Genomic DNA, 15,739 nt, shown 5'->3' on the forward strand with positions numbered 1-15,739 from the left:
AGGGATCAGGGATGCTCCGCAAGGTACTGGTCGCCAACCGTGGCGAGATCGCGATCCGCGCGTTCCGCGCAGGCTATGAAGTGGGCGCGCGGACGGTCGCCGTCTTCCCCCACGAGGACCGCAACTCGCTGCACCGGCTCAAGGCCGACGAGGCCTACGAGATCGGCGAACCCGGTCACCCCGTGCGCGCGTACCTCTCCGTCGAGGAGATCATGCGCGCCGCCAGGCTGGCGGGCGCCGACGCCGTCTACCCGGGCTACGGGTTCCTGTCCGAGAACCCCGAGCTGGCCCGCGCGTGCGAGGAGGCCGGCATCACCTTCGTCGGCCCCAGCGCGCACATCCTGGAGCTGACCGGCAACAAGGCGCGGGCGGTGGCCGCGGCCCGCGCCGCCGGCGTACCGGTCCTCGGCTCCTCCGAGCCCTCCACCGACGTGGACGCACTGGTGCGCGCCGCCGACGAGATCGGCTTCCCCGTCTTCGTCAAGGCCGTCGCCGGCGGCGGCGGACGCGGTATGCGGCGCGTCGAGGACCCGGCGGCGCTGCGGGAGTCCATCGAGGCGGCGTCCCGTGAGGCGGCCTCCGCCTTCGGTGACCCGACCGTCTTCCTGGAGAAGGCCGTCGTCGAGCCCCGCCACATCGAGGTGCAGATCCTCGCCGACGGCCACGGCAACGTCATCCACCTCTTCGAACGCGACTGTTCGGTACAGCGCCGCCACCAGAAGGTCATCGAGCTGGCCCCGGCCCCGAACCTAGACCCGGCCCTGCGCGACCGCATCTGCGCCGACGCCGTCCGCTTCGCCCGTGAGATCGGCTACCGCAACGCGGGCACCGTCGAGTTCCTCCTCGACCGCGACGGCAACCACGTCTTCATCGAGATGAACCCCCGCATCCAGGTCGAGCACACGGTCACCGAGGAGGTCACGGACGTCGACCTCGTCCAGTCCCAGCTGCGGATCGCCGCCGGGGCCACCCTCGCCGACCTCGGGCTCTCCCAGGAGAGCGTCACCCTGCGCGGTGCGGCCCTCCAGTGCCGTATCACCACCGAGGACCCCGCCAACGGCTTCCGCCCGGACACCGGCCGCATCAGCGCCTACCGTTCGCCCGGCGGTTCCGGCATCCGCCTCGACGGCGGCACCACCCACGCCGGTACGGAGATCAGCGCCCACTTCGACTCCATGCTGGTCAAACTGACCTGCCGGGGCCGGGACTTCACCACCGCCGTCAACCGGGCCCGGCGCGCGGTCGCCGAGTTCCGCATCCGGGGCGTGGCCACCAACATCCCGTTCCTGCAGGCCGTCCTCGACGACCCGGACTTCCAGGCCGGACAGGTCACCACCTCGTTCATCGAGCAGCGCCCGCACCTGCTCACCTCCCGGCACTCCGCCGACCGGGGCACCAAGCTGCTCACCTACCTGGCCGACGTGACGGTCAACAAACCGAACGGCCCGCGCCCCGACCTGATCGACCCGTCCTCCAAGCTGCCGAGGCCCACCACGGCCGAACCCCCGGCCGGCTCCAAGCAGAAGCTCGTCGAACTCGGCCCCGAGGGCTTCGCCCGCTGGCTGCGCGAGTCGCCGACCATCGGCGTCACCGACACCACCTTCCGTGACGCCCACCAGTCGCTGCTCGCCACCCGGGTCCGGACCAAGGACATGCTCGCCGTCGCGCCCGTGGTGGCAAGGACCCTGCCGCAGCTGCTCTCCCTGGAGTGCTGGGGCGGCGCCACCTACGACGTCGCCCTCCGCTTCCTCGCCGAGGACCCCTGGGAGCGCCTGGCCGCCTTCCGGGCCGCCGCGCCCAACCTCTGCCTCCAGATGCTGCTGCGCGGCCGCAACACCGTCGGCTACACGCCGTACCCGACCGAGGTGACCGACGCCTTCGTCCAGGAGGCCACCGACACCGGCATCGACATCTTCCGGATCTTCGACGCGCTCAACGACGTGGGCCAGATGCGGCCCGCCATCGACGCCGTACGCGCCACCGGGACGGCCGTCGCCGAGGTCGCCCTCTGCTACACCTCCGACCTGTCCAACCCCGCCGAGCAGCTCTACACGCTCGACTACTACCTCCGGCTGGCCGAGCAGATCGTCGAGGCCGGCGCCCACGTCCTCGCCGTCAAGGACATGGCGGGACTGCTCCGCGCCCCCGCCGCCACCAAGCTGGTCACCGCGCTGCGCCGCGAGTTCGACCTGCCGGTGCACATCCACACCCACGACACGGCCGGCGGACAGCTCGCCACCTACCTCGCCGCGATCCAGGCCGGCGCCGACGCCGTCGACGGGGCCGTGGCCTCCATGGCGGGCACCACCTCCCAGCCGTCGCTGTCGGCGATCGTCGCCGCGACCGACTACTCCGACCGCCCCACCGGCCTCGACCTCCAGGCCGTCGGCGACCTGGAGCCCTACTGGGAGAGCGTCCGCCGCATCTACGCCCCCTTCGAGGCGGGCCTCGCCTCCCCGACCGGCCGCGTCTACGACCACGAGATCCCCGGCGGCCAGCTCTCCAACCTGCGCACCCAGGCCGTCGCACTCGGTCTCGGCGACCGCTTCGAGGACATCGAGGCCATGTACACGGCCGCCGACCGGATCCTCGGCCACCTGGTGAAGGTCACGCCCTCCTCCAAGGTGGTCGGCGACCTCGCGCTGCACCTCGTCGGCGCCGGGGTGTCACCCGCCGACTTCGAGGCCACGCCCGACCGGTTCGACATCCCCGACTCCGTCATCGGCTTCCTGCGCGGCGAGCTGGGCACCCCGCCCGGCGGCTGGCCCGAGCCGTTCCGCAGCAAGGCCCTCCAGGGCCGCGCCGACGCCAAGCCCGTCCAGGACCTGACCGCCGAGGACCGCGCCGGACTGGAGAAGGACCGCCGCGCCACCCTCAACCGGCTGCTCTTCCCCGGCCCGACGCGCGAGTTCGAGAACCACCGCCAGACCTACGGCGACACCAGCGTCCTCGACAGCAAGGACTTCTTCTACGGCCTCGGCCCCGGCAAGGAGTACGCCGTCGACCTGGAGCCCGGTGTGCGGCTGCTCATCGGTCTGGAGGCCGTCGGCGAGGCGGACGAACGCGGTATGCGCACGGTGATGTCGACGCTGAACGGCCAGCTGAGGCCGATCCAGATCCGCGACAAGGCCGCCTCCACCGACATCCCCGTCACGGAGAAGGCCGACCGCTCCAACCCCGGCCATGTCGCCGCCCCGTTCGCCGGGGTGGTCACCCTCGCGGTCGCCGAGGGCGACGAGGTCGCGGCCGGTGCCACGGTCGCCACCATCGAGGCCATGAAGATGGAGGCCACCATCACGGTCGCGAAGGCCGGACGGGTCTCCCGCCTTGCCATCAACAAGATCCAGCAGGTGGAGGGCGGCGACCTGCTCGTCGAGATCGCCTGACGCCGCACGGTTCAGGCGCGGGGGAAGAACTCCAGCACCGCTGTGCCGCCCTGGAGCGACTTCACACGGAAGCCGAGGCCGTCGAGGCCGCCGGTGCCGCCCGCGCCGAGCGAGGAGCTGAGGACGGTGCCCGCTCCCGAGGCCCGGACACGGTGAGTACGCACCGGCCGTCGAAGCAGGTGCCGGTGCCGATGCCGGTGTCGGTGCCACGGCCCGTGCCGGTGCCCGTGCTGGTGTCGTCTGCCGTGCCTCGTCCCGCGTCGCGGTCGCGCTCGTCGGCGGGCGGAGGCCGGGCCCGTGGGCGGGGCCGTCGTCGGCCGTTGTCGTTCCTCCGACCGTGACCCGTCCCTGCCGCCGTCGCCCACGTCGCCGTCCGGAACGCCGCCCCCGCCGCAGCCGGTGAGCGCCCACACCAGGGACGCCGCCACCGCGACGCCGAACCGGCCCCTGCCCGTGCCCATGCGTCAGCCCTTCAGCTCGTCCGCCCGCATGCCCCGTTGCTCCCCGTTTCACGGGACGTGTCCCTGTATACGGGGTGCGCGGTCCCGGACCGGGGCGGCGGTGGCCCGAGGGGGGAGCCGCCGGCACGACCCGTTGACGCGGGCCTCATCCCTGCGGGACGCGCGGCCGGGCCGCCGTGGCGACGAGCGACGCCGTGAAGGCGTGCCGTGGTGCGGTGAGGAGCCGGCGGGCCGGGCCCTGTTCGACGATTTCCCCCGCGTCCACGACGGCGATGCGATCCGCGACGGAGGCGGTCTCCAGGTCGTGGGTGATCAGGACCAGCGCCGGTCCGACGGAGGCCGGCCCGGGGTCCTCGTCGGCGCTGAGCAGGCCCATGAGGACATCGAGGATGCCCCGCCGACTGACCGTGTCCAGGCCCGAGGTGATCTCGTCGCAGACCAGGACGCGGGGGTGGGCGAGCAGCGCGCGGGCCAGGGCTGCGCGCTGGAGTTCGCCGCCGGAGAGCTGGGTGGGGAGGCGCCGGGCCAGTTCCGGTGGGAGGCCCAGGCGGGTCAGGGTCGCCTGCGCCTCGGTCTCGGCGATGACCGTGTCGACTCCGCGCAGGCGGACCGCCGTGCGGGCGACCTGCCGCAGGACCGGGCGGTGTTCGTCGAACGCGGCGCGGGCGTCCTGGAAGACGTACTGCACGGCCGCCAACTGCCCCCGGGTGCGGTCGCGCAGGCTACGGGGCAGCGGTGTGCCGTCGAGGAGGACCTCGCCTTCGTGGTCGCGGTGGAGCCCGGCGAGGCAGCGGGCCAGCGTGGTCTTGCCGCTGCCCGAACGGCCGACGACTGCCAGAAACTCCCCTGCGCGTAGGTCGAGTTCGGGGGCGCGCACGGTGACCGCGGAGCCGCGTGAGCCGTCGCGGTGGCGGGCGACGAGATCACGTACGCGCAGGACGGGTCGCTCGACGGGCGCGGTCGCCGCCGTGCGGGCGGGGAGCGGGGTCCGAGCGGCCAGGAGGCGGCGGGTCCATTCGTGGCGGGGCGCCGACCACACGTGCTGTGTCGGGCCCGACTCCACGACCCGTCCCGCTCGCATGACATGGACCTCGTCGGCGAGCGAGCGGACGACGTCGAGGTCGTGGCTGAGCAGCACGACGGCGATGCCGCGCGCCGCGAGCGTCGCCAGCTGTTCGACGACGAGGCCCTTGGTCAGGGCGTCCTGGCCGGTGGTCGGCTCATCGGCGACGATGATCCGGGCACCGAGCAGGAGCGCCTGGGCGAGCACGACGCGTTGCTGCTGGCCACCGGAGAGCTGATGCGGGTGGCGGCGCAACAGGGTCTCGGCGTCCGGGAGTCGCGCGTCGGCCAGGGCTTGGAGCACCTGGGCCCGAGCGGCGTCCCGACGGAGACGGCGTGGCAGATGGCGTACCCGGGGGCGGGCGATGTCGGTCAGGAGGGCGCTGATCCTGCGGGCGGGGTTGAGGACGGCGGCCGGATGCTGGGGCACGTAACCGACCAGGCCCTCGGTTCCGCCGGACCCGTCCGCCGCACCGAGCACCGCGGTCGCCCGTCGGACCTCGCCGGTGACGCGCGCGCCCACCGGGAACTCGCCGAGCAGTGCCAGCCCGGTGGTCGTCTTCCCGCTGCCCGAGGATCCCACCAGCGCGGTGACCCTGCCGGGTGGCACCCGTAGGCTGACCCGGTCGACGATCGCCCGCCCGCCCACCTCGACCCGGAGCTCCTTGAGCTCGGCCAGGGAGCCGCACGGCCGCGCCGCTCCCGTCGTCGTACCGCTTCACGAGCGTCGTTCCTTCCGTGCCTGTCCCCGACCGAGGCGGCCGAGGCCGACGCGGCCGGCGGGCCTCTGCAGCGCCGCGTCGAAGAGGAGGTTCGTGCCCGTGGTGAGGGCGACGATCAGCAGCGCGGGAACGACCACGGCCCACGGCTGCACGAACAGGCCCGTGCGGTTGCGGTCGACCATCACCGCCCAGTCGGCGGCGTCCGGGGTCACCCCGACGCCGAGGAAGGCGGCCGTGGCGACCAGGTACAGCACCCCGGTCAACCGGGTGCCGGCGTCGGCGCCGAGGGTGCGCAGGATCGTCCGGCCGACGTAGCCGACGGCCGTGCGCCACCAGCTCTCGCCCTGGAGCCGCAGCGCCTCGACGACCGTCCGGGCCGCGGCCTCCGTGGCGGCGGCGCGCACGAGGCGGGCCGCGTCGGGCACGTTCACCAGCGCGACGAGCAGCGCGAGGCCGACGGCGCCCGGGGTGAGGACGGTGGCGACCAGCAGGATCAGCAGCAGCGACGGGACGGCGATCAGGATGTCCAGCGGACGCATCAGCAGTTCCTCCAGCCAGCGCCGGTGCGTCAGCGCGGCGACGAGACCGACCGGCAGCGCGACGAGATAGGCCAGAGCTCCGGCGCCGAGCGCGGTGAGCACGACCGGCCGGCCGCCGTGCAGCACCTGCCGCCACACGTCCCGGCCCACGAAGTCCGTGCCGAGCCAGTGCCCGTCGCCGAGCGTGAAGGACGCGGCCCGTGCGGTCGGCTCGCCCGCCAACACCGGTCCCAGCAGGGCGAGGACGAGGGGTACGGCGATGACCGTGACACCGAGCGCGAAGCGGCCCGTGGGCCGTCTGCGCCCGGTGCGCGGGGCGGCGCCCGTGCCGGCCCCGTCGAGGTCCGTGCCCGTCGTCATGACGCCACCCCCGCCCGGGGCGCCAGCCGTCGGGCGACCACGTCCGCGCCCAGGTTGAGCACGACGGTCAGGACGCCGAAGACCACGGCGAGGCCCTGGACGACGGGGACGTCGCGTTCGGCGACGGCGTTGAGCAGGACGGTGCCGAGTCCGGGGATCACGTAGAGGGCCTCCACGACGATGACGCCGCACAGCAACCAGTCGACGGTACGGGCGAGTTGCTGGGCGGCGGGAGCGAGGGCGTTCGGGAGGGCGTGGGCGTAGCGGACGCGGGCGCCGGGGACGCCGTACCGGTGGGCGTGGGCGACGTACGGGGAGGCGAGGGCGTCGACCATGCCGGCCCGGACCAGCCGGACGAGGGAGCAGACGGGCCGGGAGAGCAGTACGAGAACGGGCAGGACGAGGGCGGCCGGGTGGGCGAGGAGATCGGTGCCGTAGCCGACGGCGGTCGGCGGCAGCCAGCCCAGCTTCAGCGCGAGCACGGTCACCAGCAGCACCCCGAGGGCGAACTCGGGGACCGCGTACACGGCGAGCGTCAGGGAGCTGACCAGGCGGTCGACCCAGCCGCCCTCGTGACGGGCGGCCAGTACGCCGAGGCCGAAGCCGACCGGGACGAGCAGCGCCACGGTGAGCGTGGCGAGCAGCAGCGTCGGCCCGAAGCCGTCGGCGATGTACTGGGTGACCGGGCGGCCGGAGGTCAGCGAGGTGCCGAAGTCGCCGTGCAGCAGCCCCGTCGCCCAGTCGGCCAAGCGTTCGTGCGCCGGCCGGTCGAGGTGCATCGCCTCGCGGATGGCGGCGATGCGCGCCGGGTCGGGCTGGTCGCCGGCCAGTGCGACCGCCGCGTCGCCCGGCAGCGCCTCCGTGAGCGCGAAGACCAGCAGTACGACGGCCACGGTCTGCGCGACACCGAGGAGCAGCCGTCGGGCGACGAAGGAGCGTAGCGCTGCGCGGGGGGTGCCGGACGGGGGCGTCCTGTGGGTGCGGCGCCGTCGTGGCTGGTCGCGCGGTTCCCCGCGCCCCTTCGGGGCGCGGGTGAACATCGGTGTCACGCGAGCCACACCTTGTCGAAGCGTGCCCAGTCGAGGGTGTTGGCCGGGGCCTTGGTCTCCACTCCCTTCACCGTCTTGGCGGTTCCGAGGATCCAGTCGGCGAACCCCCAGATCAGGAAGCCGCCCTCGGTGTACAGCTGGCGCTGCATCCGCTCGTAGACGGCGGCCCGCTCCTTCTTGTCCCGTGTCGACTGGGCCTGCTGGTACAGGGCGTCGAAGTCCTTGTGGTGCCACTTGGTGGCGTTGGTGGTGGAGTCGCTGAGCAGCCGCTGCGAGATGTGCGCCTCGATGGGCATGGCACCGGACCGGTAGCAGGAGAGGGTGCCGGAGTCGAGGATGTCGCTCCAGTACGAGTCCTTGCTGCCCATCCGCACATCGACGGTGACGCCCGCCTTGGCGGCCTGGTCCTTGAAGATGCTGGCCGCCTCCGTGAACCCGGCGGCCACGGCCGAGGTGTCGAGGGTGACCTTCAGCTTCTCCGCACCGGCCTGCTTCAGCAGGGCCCGGGCGCGGTCGAGGTCCTGCTCGCGCTGCGGGAGATCGGCTGCGTAGTACTCGTAGCCCTTGCCGAACAGGTCGTTGCCGACGACGCCCGCGCCGGACAGGGCCCCGTCGACGAGTTCCTGCCGGTCGGCGATCAGGAAGAACGCCTCCCGGACGCGCTTGTCGTCGAAGGGAGCCCGGTCGGTCTTCATGCAGAACGCCTGCATGGCACTGCCCCGCAACCGGACGATCTCGATCTGCCCCTTGCCCTCGTGGGCGCGGGCCGTGGTGGGGTTGAGCTCGTGGGCGTACTCGACCTGCCCGCCGAGGAGCGCGTTGACCCGGGCCGACTCCTCGTTGGCGACGACGAACTCGAGCTCGTCGAGGTGCGGGGCGCCTTCCCAGTAGGCGTCATAGCGGCGGAAGACGGCCGAGCGGCCGGGGGAGAAGGAGACGAAGCGGAAGGGGCCGGAGCCGATCGGCATCTTGTCGAAGTCGCCGGCGTTCTTCCCTGCGTTCTCCGGCACGATGTACGCGCCGAACGCCGCCAGCACGTTGGGGAATTCGGCGGTCGGCCGCTTCAGCACGAACTCGACGGACCGCTCACCGGTGGCCCGGCTCGCGTCGAGGTCGATGGGTTCCAGGGACGCCTTCGCACGGAACGCCTTCTCGGGGTCGGCGATCCGCCGGTAGCTGTAGAGGACGTCCTTGGCGGTGACCGGGCTGCCGTCGTGGAAGGTGGCCTCGCGCAGGGTGACCTGCCAGCGGTCCAGGGTCTTGTTCGACTCCCACTCGGCGGCCAGGCGCGGCCGCGCGGACAGGTCGGCCCCGTAGTCGGCGAGCTTGTCGTAGAGGGCCTTGGCGCGGGCGACGTCGGCGAACAGGTTGGCCAGGTGCGGGTCGAGGGTCTCACTGGCACCGCCGCCCGCGAACGCGGCCCGCAGCCGTCCGCCCCGCTTGGGGGTGCCGCCGTCGCCCTTCGTCCCGGAGTCGGTGTCGGTGTCGGTGCCGTCCGCGCCGCACGCGGTCAGGGCGAGCGTGCCGAGTGCGGCGGCGCCCGTGGCGGCGAGGAATCCGCGTCGGCGCAGACCGGGGAAACGTTCGTCGTGCATGAGGGTTCCTTGGATGTCGAGAGGAGGAGGGAGCGAGGGGCGACCAGGGGTGGGGCGAGGGGATCAGGGGTGGGGTGAGGCGCGCGACGACGTGCAGACGGTCCGCGTCGGCCGTCCGGCCCGGCAATCGGCCCTCCTGCCACGGCGGTTCGGTGCGCGGTCCCGGCCCGTCGTGCAGTTCGAGCACGTCGAAACCGTGCGCGGTCAGCAAGTGGCGCAGCTCCTGCGGGAACAACAACCGCCAGGCGGAACGCTGTTCGACGGGTGCCGCGCCGTCGTCCGAGATCCAGACGCGGGTACGGCGCAGGAGTTGGGCGGTGCGGTCCACGGTGAGGGTGGTGGTGGACCGGTAGGCGGTGCCCCGCCAGGTGAAGGAGTCCACGGCCGGGGCGTCGAGCAGGTCGGTGCGGCCCAGGAAGTAGGCGCCGTTGCGCATCTCGGCGACCAGCAGCCCGCCGGGCGCCAGTGCCCGGCGGCAGGAGGAGAGGAAGCCGTCGAGCTGGGCGTTGGTGTGGCAGTACAGCGGGGAGCTGTCCAGGCACACGACCGCGTCGAAGGCCGCCCGGCCCAGGTCGAAGCCGTGCAGATCGGCCCGTACGTACGACGGACCGGGATACCGGGCGCGGGCGTGGGCCAGCATCGCCTCGGAGAGGTCGGCGCCGGTCACCGTACGGCCGGCGCCATGCAGGTGGGCGGCGTCGCGTCCGGTGCCGCAGCCCATGTCCAGGACCCGTGGTCCGGCCCCGTGGCGGCGCAGGCAGTCCTCGGCCCAGCGCCCGGCCAGCCGCTCCGGATCGGGGAAGCGGGCCTCGTACAGCTCCGGGTTGTCGGTGAGGAGGTTGGCGTTCGTCATGCGTTGCTCCGCTCACCGGCCGGGGCGGGCACCACGGCCTCGGGGTTCGAGGGCAACGCCCCCAGCCGGTGCAACCAGCCGACCCCGGCCGCCGACACCAGACCGAACAGGGCACAGCACACCCACGGCAGCCAGGTGTGTCCGCCGCTCTCCCCGGCGTCCATGGCCCAGCCGACGACGGTGTTGCCGACGGCGGCCGCGACGCCGGAGACGACGTAGAAGATCCCGAAGTACGTGCCTGTCAGCTCCGGGCGGCCGAAGCGGGGGATCAGCTCCATCACGAACGGCGAGGCCACCATGAGGCCGAGGTAGAGGAGCAGCGCGCCGAGGAGGACGGGCACCGCGCCGGTCCACCCCGGGCTGCCGAGGACGGCCCCCAGGGCCGGCGGCAGGAACGCCAGACCGGTCACGGCGAGCCCTCCACTGATCCAACGGGCCCTGGCACCACGTGACTTGAGTGCCTTGGTGATGCGCAGCTGGAGCGCGAGGTTGGCGAGCGTGCCGACGAGGAAGACGAGCCCCGCGGCACCGTCCCAGCCGGTGGCGTCCCGGGCCCCGGCGGGCAGCAGCAGATACAGCTGGTTCTCCAGGGTGAACATGCCGACCATGGCGAGTGCGAAGGCCAGGAACGCCCGGTTGCCGAGCACCTCCCGCCAGTCCCCGAGGACACCGCCGCCGCTCGGCTCGACCTTCCGCGCCGGCAGGACGAGGGCCTGGGCGACGGTGAGGACGGCGAAGATCCCGGCGGCGGTGAGCGCCGACGTACGGAAGTCCACCAGCAGCAGGACGCTGCCCAGCAGGGGCCCGATCAGCGCACCCGTCGTCGCGAAGACGTTGAACAGCGCGAACGCCTCCGCCTTGCGCTCCCCGGCCTCCTGTGCCAGGTACGCCCGCACCGCCGGGTTGAACAGCGCACCGGCGAGCCCGCTGAGCACCGAGGCGGCCAGCAGCACCGTCAGTCCGTCGCCGAGCGCGAACAGCCCGAACCCGACGGTCCGCAGGGCGCACCCGGCGATGATGACGCCCCGCGCGCCGAGCCGGTCCGAGGCGGAACCGCCGATGATGAACAGGCCCTGCTGGCTGAGGTTGCGGACCCCCAGGACGACGCCGACGACCGCCGCCGACATGCCCAGGTTCTCGGTGAGGTGCGTGGCGAGGTAGGGGATCAGCAGATAGAACCCGATGTTGACGCCGAGCTGGTTGACCAGGAGCAGGCGGACCGCGAACGGGAAACGGCGTATCTCATGCCACGTCCGCACGATGTACCTCCCCCGTCCCGTCGGCCGCCACGTCCACACGGCGTGCCTCCCCCGTCCCGTCGGCCGCGCGCGGCCGAACTCCCAGTCCGGGCGCGTCCGTCGTCCGGACGACCCCGTCGGTGCCGCCGATACCGGTCCACGGGTCGTCGGCGAGCAGGAGGTGCCCGTCGAGGTCCACCCAGCGGGCGCGGTCGGCGAGGTGGACGGCCGGGGCGAGACCGAGACTGCTGGCGGTGAGGCAACCGAGCATCAGCTCCGTCCCGCTGCCCTCGATCAGCGCGGCGATCCGCAACGCCGCGGGGACACCGCCGCACTTGGCGAGCTTGACGTTGACCCCGTGCACCCGGCCCGCCAGCCGCCGGACGTCCTCCAGCCCCACGGCGTCCTCGTCGGCGATGACCGGCAGCGGGGAGCGCTCGGCCAGGGCGGCCAGGGCGTCCGGGGCACCCGGGGCGACGGGCTGCTCGACCGCCTCCACGCCCAGTTCAGCGAAGCGCGGCAGCAGCGCCTCCGCCTGAGCCACCGTCCAGGCGCCGTTGGGGTCGAGGAGAAGCCGGATCCCGGGTGCGGCGTCGCGGACCACCCGGACGCGTTCGACGTCGCTCTCGGGGTCGGGCGCCCCGGCCTTGACCTTGAGGACCTCGAAGCCGCTCGCGGCGAGGCGGCGCGCCTCGGCCTCGGCCCGGCTCGGTGAGGTGATGCCGATGGTCCGGGCGGTCGCGGCCGCGGGTGCGTCGGGCGCGCCCAGCAGACGGTGCACCGGGGCCGAGGCCCGCTTGCCGACGAGATCGAGGAGCGCGGCGCCGACCGCCGCGGTCACGGCCGCGGGAGTCTCCTCAGGACCGGCGACCTCGCCGTCCCGCAGGGCCTCCAGCGCGCTCTCCGGATCGGGGAACCGGCGCAGGTCCGAGGCGGCGTCCGTGAGGAGCCGGCCCAGGGTGTCGGCGTCGAGGCCGTAGTAGACGCTGGTGACGGCCTCACCGTGGCCCTGGATCCCGTCGTCGTCCTGGACGGTGAGCCACACCGCGTCGCGCGCGGCCATGGTGGAGCGGGAGATGCGCAACGGCTCGGCGAGTTCGAGGCGTACGGTGCGCTGGGTGACCTTCACAGTCTCTCTTCCGAAGCGGGGACCTTGAGCGGGTCGGCGACCCTGCCGCACCGCACCCAGCCGACGGCCTCGGCCGCGCCGGGATGGGGGATCTCCATGGGCCGCGCGGCGGCGGAGGCCGGGTCGAGGCCGTGAGCGGCGGCGAAGTCGTCGTCGAAGACGCTGCCGAGGTAGCGGTGCGGGCCGTCCGGGAAGACGGTGGCGACGACGGCGCCCGGGTGGACGCGGGCCGCCCAGGCGGCGACGAGCGCGACCGCGCCGGTGCTCCAGCCGCCGCTGACGAAGCTGCCCCGGGCGAGACGACGACAGCTGTCGACGGCCTCCGCCGGGCCGACCCAGTGGACCTCGTCGAAGGCGTCGTAGGCGACGTTGCGCGGATGGATGCTGCTGCCGAGGCCGCGCATCAGTCTCGGCCGGGCCGGCTGGCCGAAGATCGTCGAACCGGTGGAGTCGACGCCGATGAGGCGCAGCGCGGGCCAGTGCCGACGCAGCGGGCCGATGATGCCCGCGCTGTGGCCGCCGGTGCCGACACTGCACACCAGGACATCCAGGTGATCCAGCTGCACGGCGAGTTCGGCGGCCAGCGAGGCGTATCCAGCCGTGTTGTCGGGGTTGTTGTACTGGTCGGGCCAGTACGCCCCCGGCAGTACGGCGAGCAGCTCCCGCAGCCGCGCGAGACGCGCCGCCTGCCAGCCGCCCCGAGCCGCCGGACGGTCCACCAGCTCCAGCCTGACGCCGTGCGAGCGCAGCAACTGCCGCATGGACGGCTCCAGTTCGCTGTCGCCTACCAGCACGACCGGATGGCCGAGGGCCTGTCCGGCGAAGGCGAGCCCGATGCCGAGCGTGCCGGACGTCGACTCCACCACCGGTGCGCCGGGACGCAGTTCACCGCGGTCCCGGGCGCCCAGCAGCATGGACACGGCGGCCCGTGCCTTCATCCCGCCCGCCGCGAGCCCTTCGAGCTTCGCCCAGAACCCCGGGTGCGGACCGGGCAGATCCGCGGTGATGCGCGCCAGCGGGGTGCGTCCGACGAGGGACAGCAGCTCCGGCCGGGCGACGCTGCGCAGGACGGTCGAGGAGGTCACCGGCCGCCTCCCGGTCCGCGGTCGGCCTCGCCCAGGCGGTAGCGGTGCAGCGTGCCCGCGCCCGCGTCCAGCCAGAAGAAGGGGTACGGCTCCGCGCACACCGCGCTCACCCCGTGCCCGAGGAACCGCGGCAGCACCGCGCTGCCCGTCTGCGCGAACATCACCAGCTGCTTGTCGTGCGCCAGGGCGTGGCGTCGCAACGGCTCGAAGGTGCCGTTGCTCAGCGTCATCCCGGAGACCAGCAGTGCGTCACAGCGTCCGGCCGCGCCGAGCGCGTCGGTGACGACCTCCTCGCCCCACTCCGTGACCCCGCCCTTGAGATCGCACGGCACATAGTGGAGCCCCCGTGAACGCAACGCCTCCAGGAGGGAGTTGACGACCCCCACCACGAGCACGCTCGCGCCCGGCGGCAGGTCGAGCAGCTCGACGACGGCCCCCGCCCGTGCCCGGGACTTCTCCAGCGACGTACCGGCCGGGAGGGGGAACGGTCGTGCCCCGCTCTCGGGGATGTGCGGGCCGATATGCATCAGATACGCGTCCAGCGCGGCCACCCGCACCGGCGCCAGCGGATGGTCCAGGAGCCGGGCGACATCGGCGCCGACACAGTCGTCGATCGCCGCGTCCGGCAACGCTCCGGGCTCGACCGCGCAGGACCCCACGGCACCGGCGAGACGCAGACTGAGCACCTCGTTGCGGTAGCCGGTGCCCCGCCCGTCGTGCCGGACGGCCTGCCGGGTCACGAACGCGACCGCGACGCGCAGCGTGCCCGGGTCCGGGCCGAGCCGACCGGCCCGTGCCCGCTCCAGCAGTTCTTCGTACGTGACCGTGCCGGCCACCGGCGCGACGGTGCTCACCGGATCACCAGCCCGGCGCGCAGCTCGCCCAACAGCGCCTCGACCCGCCCGCGCGCGCCCGGCCCGCCCGGGTCGCCCGCCATGACATGGCCGAGATACTCGTTGTTGCTGCCGGCCGCTTTGACCTGTCGGCCCGGCTCGGCGAGCTGGACCTCCAACACGTGCTCGGCGCCCGCGAGTTCACCGCCGTCCAGGGCTTCGAGCGTGCCCGAGGTCTCCGGTACCAGGAAGCCGACGGCCGCGCTGCGCAGGCCGGTCTCCCGCCGCCGCAGGTCGGGTTCGCGGCCGAGGGCGACCTCCACGGCGGCCGCGGCGAGGTCGATGCCGGTGACATGGCGGACCAGTTCGGTGATGCGGTTCCCGGCGGGCCGGGGGTTCACCTCGACCACCCGCGGACCGGCCGGGGTCAGCTTGATCTCGGTGTGGGCGACGACGCCGTCGGTCAGCCCGAGCGCCTTGAGCGCCCCCAGCGCGGTCTGCTCGGCCGCCTCGGTGTCGGCGCCCGTCAGCGCGGCGGGGAACATGTGCCCGGTCTCGATGAACGCGGGCGCCCCGCCGATGCTCTTGTCGGTGACACCCACGACGTGCACCGCTCCCGCGTGGGACACGGTCTCGACGCTCACCTCGGGACCGGTCAGCAGCTCTTCGAGGAGGACGGCGGGCACCCGGCGCTGCCCGCGCGCGTTCAGCGGGAAGTCGGCCAACGACCGCACGGCGGCGGCGAGTTCGGACTCGTCGTCCACCCTGCGCACATACATGCCCGCGCACAGGTCGACGGGTTTGACGACCAGCGGATAGCCGATCTCCCGTGCCGCGCGGGCGATGTCGGCCCACTCCTCGTGGAGGGCGAAGCGGGGGCCCGGCACACCGGCGTCGGCGAGGACCCGGCGGGTGGCGTCCTTGCGGCAGGCGTCCGCCACGGCCTGCGGGCCCGGGCCGGGGAGCCCGAGGTGCCCGGCGATTCGGGCCACCGTCGGCAGGTAGTAGTCGCAGGACGAGATGACCCCGTCGAAGCCGAACACCGAGTGCAGGCGTTCCGTCTGCGGCAGCAGGGTGTCGAGGTCGTTGGTGTCGGCCGTGACCACGTTCCGCGCGCCCAGCAGCGGATGGGCCGTGCCCTCGGGGGCCGAGCGCAGGTAGTGGTGCAGGTCCCGGGTGAGGAACGTGAACTCGTGCCCGCCCTCCCGGATGGCCCGTGGGAGCAGCCTGCTCATCGATCCGACCCAGCTCTCGACCACCAACAGATGAGCCACAGCTCCCCTTTTCGTGCGGTGCGTTCAGGCGTCAGGGCAGCCCGACGGCACCTCGACGAGGAGGCGCCCGGCTTGACATGCGCACCTTATCGATAATCGTTTTCATTGTCATGGGGGAGGGTGAAGGTGGAAGCGGAGTGGAGGTGGAGGTGG

11 protein-coding genes and 1 pseudogene are annotated in these 15,739 nt (G+C 73.4%); 1 reads left to right on the forward strand and 11 read right to left on the reverse strand.

What is annotated here, in order from left to right; translation table 11 throughout:
* The first annotated feature begins 11 nt into the window (after positions 1–11).
* Positions 12–3,386 (forward strand): pyruvate carboxylase, encoded by a 3,375-nt coding sequence (locus E4N62_RS21240; protein WP_230216686.1) that lies wholly within the window; start codon positions 12–14, stop codon positions 3,384–3,386.
* Positions 3,387–3,397: 11 nt separating this feature from the next.
* Here the strand turns inward: E4N62_RS21240 and E4N62_RS21245 are convergent, their stop codons facing one another.
* From E4N62_RS21245 to E4N62_RS21295, 11 genes and pseudogenes are all read right to left on the reverse strand, one after another.
* Positions 3,398–3,550: a hypothetical protein gene (locus E4N62_RS21245; RefSeq protein ID WP_230216689.1), complete on the reverse strand. Its 153-nt coding sequence runs from the start codon at positions 3,548–3,550 to the stop codon at positions 3,398–3,400.
* A 442-nt stretch (positions 3,551–3,992) separates the two neighbouring features.
* Entirely contained in the window at positions 3,993–5,558 is a 1,566-nt protein-coding gene (locus tag E4N62_RS21250; RefSeq protein WP_374117028.1) for an ABC transporter ATP-binding protein, read from the reverse strand.
* 69 nt (positions 5,559–5,627) lie between these two features.
* Positions 5,628–6,530, reverse strand: coding sequence for an ABC transporter permease (locus E4N62_RS21255; protein WP_230216691.1), 903 nt, complete (start codon positions 6,528–6,530; stop codon positions 5,628–5,630).
* On the reverse strand, positions 6,527–7,570 hold the full coding sequence (locus E4N62_RS21260; protein WP_230217067.1) for an ABC transporter permease: 1,044 nt from the start codon (positions 7,568–7,570) through the stop codon (positions 6,527–6,529). Before E4N62_RS21260 ends, E4N62_RS21255 begins: the two co-directional genes overlap by 4 nt.
* Before the next feature lie 5 nt (positions 7,571–7,575).
* Positions 7,576–9,174, reverse strand: coding sequence for an ABC transporter substrate-binding protein (locus E4N62_RS21265; RefSeq protein ID WP_230216693.1), 1,599 nt, complete (start codon positions 9,172–9,174; stop codon positions 7,576–7,578).
* Positions 9,175–9,247: 73 nt separating this feature from the next.
* A pseudogene (locus tag E4N62_RS21270) lies at positions 9,248–10,027 on the reverse strand (class I SAM-dependent methyltransferase); the annotation flags it as partial.
* Entirely contained in the window at positions 10,024–11,286 is a 1,263-nt protein-coding gene (locus E4N62_RS21275; RefSeq protein ID WP_230216695.1) for an MFS transporter, read from the reverse strand. The pseudogene E4N62_RS21270 and the gene E4N62_RS21275, both read right to left, overlap by 4 nt.
* A complete protein-coding gene (locus E4N62_RS21280) occupies positions 11,270–12,394 on the reverse strand; it encodes a mandelate racemase/muconate lactonizing enzyme family protein (protein WP_230216697.1) in 1,125 nt (374 codons plus the stop codon). Before E4N62_RS21280 ends, E4N62_RS21275 begins: the two co-directional genes overlap by 17 nt.
* Positions 12,391–13,479, reverse strand: coding sequence for a PLP-dependent cysteine synthase family protein (locus E4N62_RS21285; protein WP_230216699.1), 1,089 nt, complete (start codon positions 13,477–13,479; stop codon positions 12,391–12,393). Before E4N62_RS21285 ends, E4N62_RS21280 begins: the two co-directional genes overlap by 4 nt.
* The gene (locus E4N62_RS21290; protein WP_230216701.1) at positions 13,476–14,333 is read right to left on the reverse strand and encodes a Rossmann-like domain-containing protein; all 858 of its coding nucleotides are present in this window, start codon (positions 14,331–14,333) and stop codon (positions 13,476–13,478) included. Before E4N62_RS21290 ends, E4N62_RS21285 begins: the two co-directional genes overlap by 4 nt.
* Entirely contained in the window at positions 14,330–15,586 is a 1,257-nt protein-coding gene (locus E4N62_RS21295; protein ID WP_230216703.1) for an ATP-grasp domain-containing protein, read from the reverse strand. The genes E4N62_RS21290 and E4N62_RS21295 overlap by 4 nt, the downstream gene beginning before the upstream one ends.
* Positions 15,587–15,739 lie beyond the last annotated feature (153 nt).

Origin of the sequence: Streptomyces sp. MNU76, from assembly GCF_020982545.1 — a bacterium.
In the GTDB taxonomy this organism is placed as follows: Bacteria; Actinomycetota; Actinomycetes; order Streptomycetales; family Streptomycetaceae; genus Streptomyces.

What these genes read in the sequence shown, in the direction of transcription:
- E4N62_RS21265 (WP_230216693.1), bottom strand. Translation starts at nt 9,174, where the DNA reads ATGCACGACGAACGTTTCCCCGGTCTGCGCCGACGCGGATTCCTCGCC.
- E4N62_RS21255 (WP_230216691.1), bottom strand. Translation starts at nt 6,530, where the DNA reads ATGACGACGGGCACGGACCTCGACGGGGCCGGCACGGGCGCCGCCCCG.
- E4N62_RS21260 (WP_230217067.1), bottom strand. Translation starts at nt 7,570, where the DNA reads ATGTTCACCCGCGCCCCGAAGGGGCGCGGGGAACCGCGCGACCAGCCA.
- E4N62_RS21240 (WP_230216686.1), top strand. Translation starts at nt 12, where the DNA reads ATGCTCCGCAAGGTACTGGTCGCCAACCGTGGCGAGATCGCGATCCGC.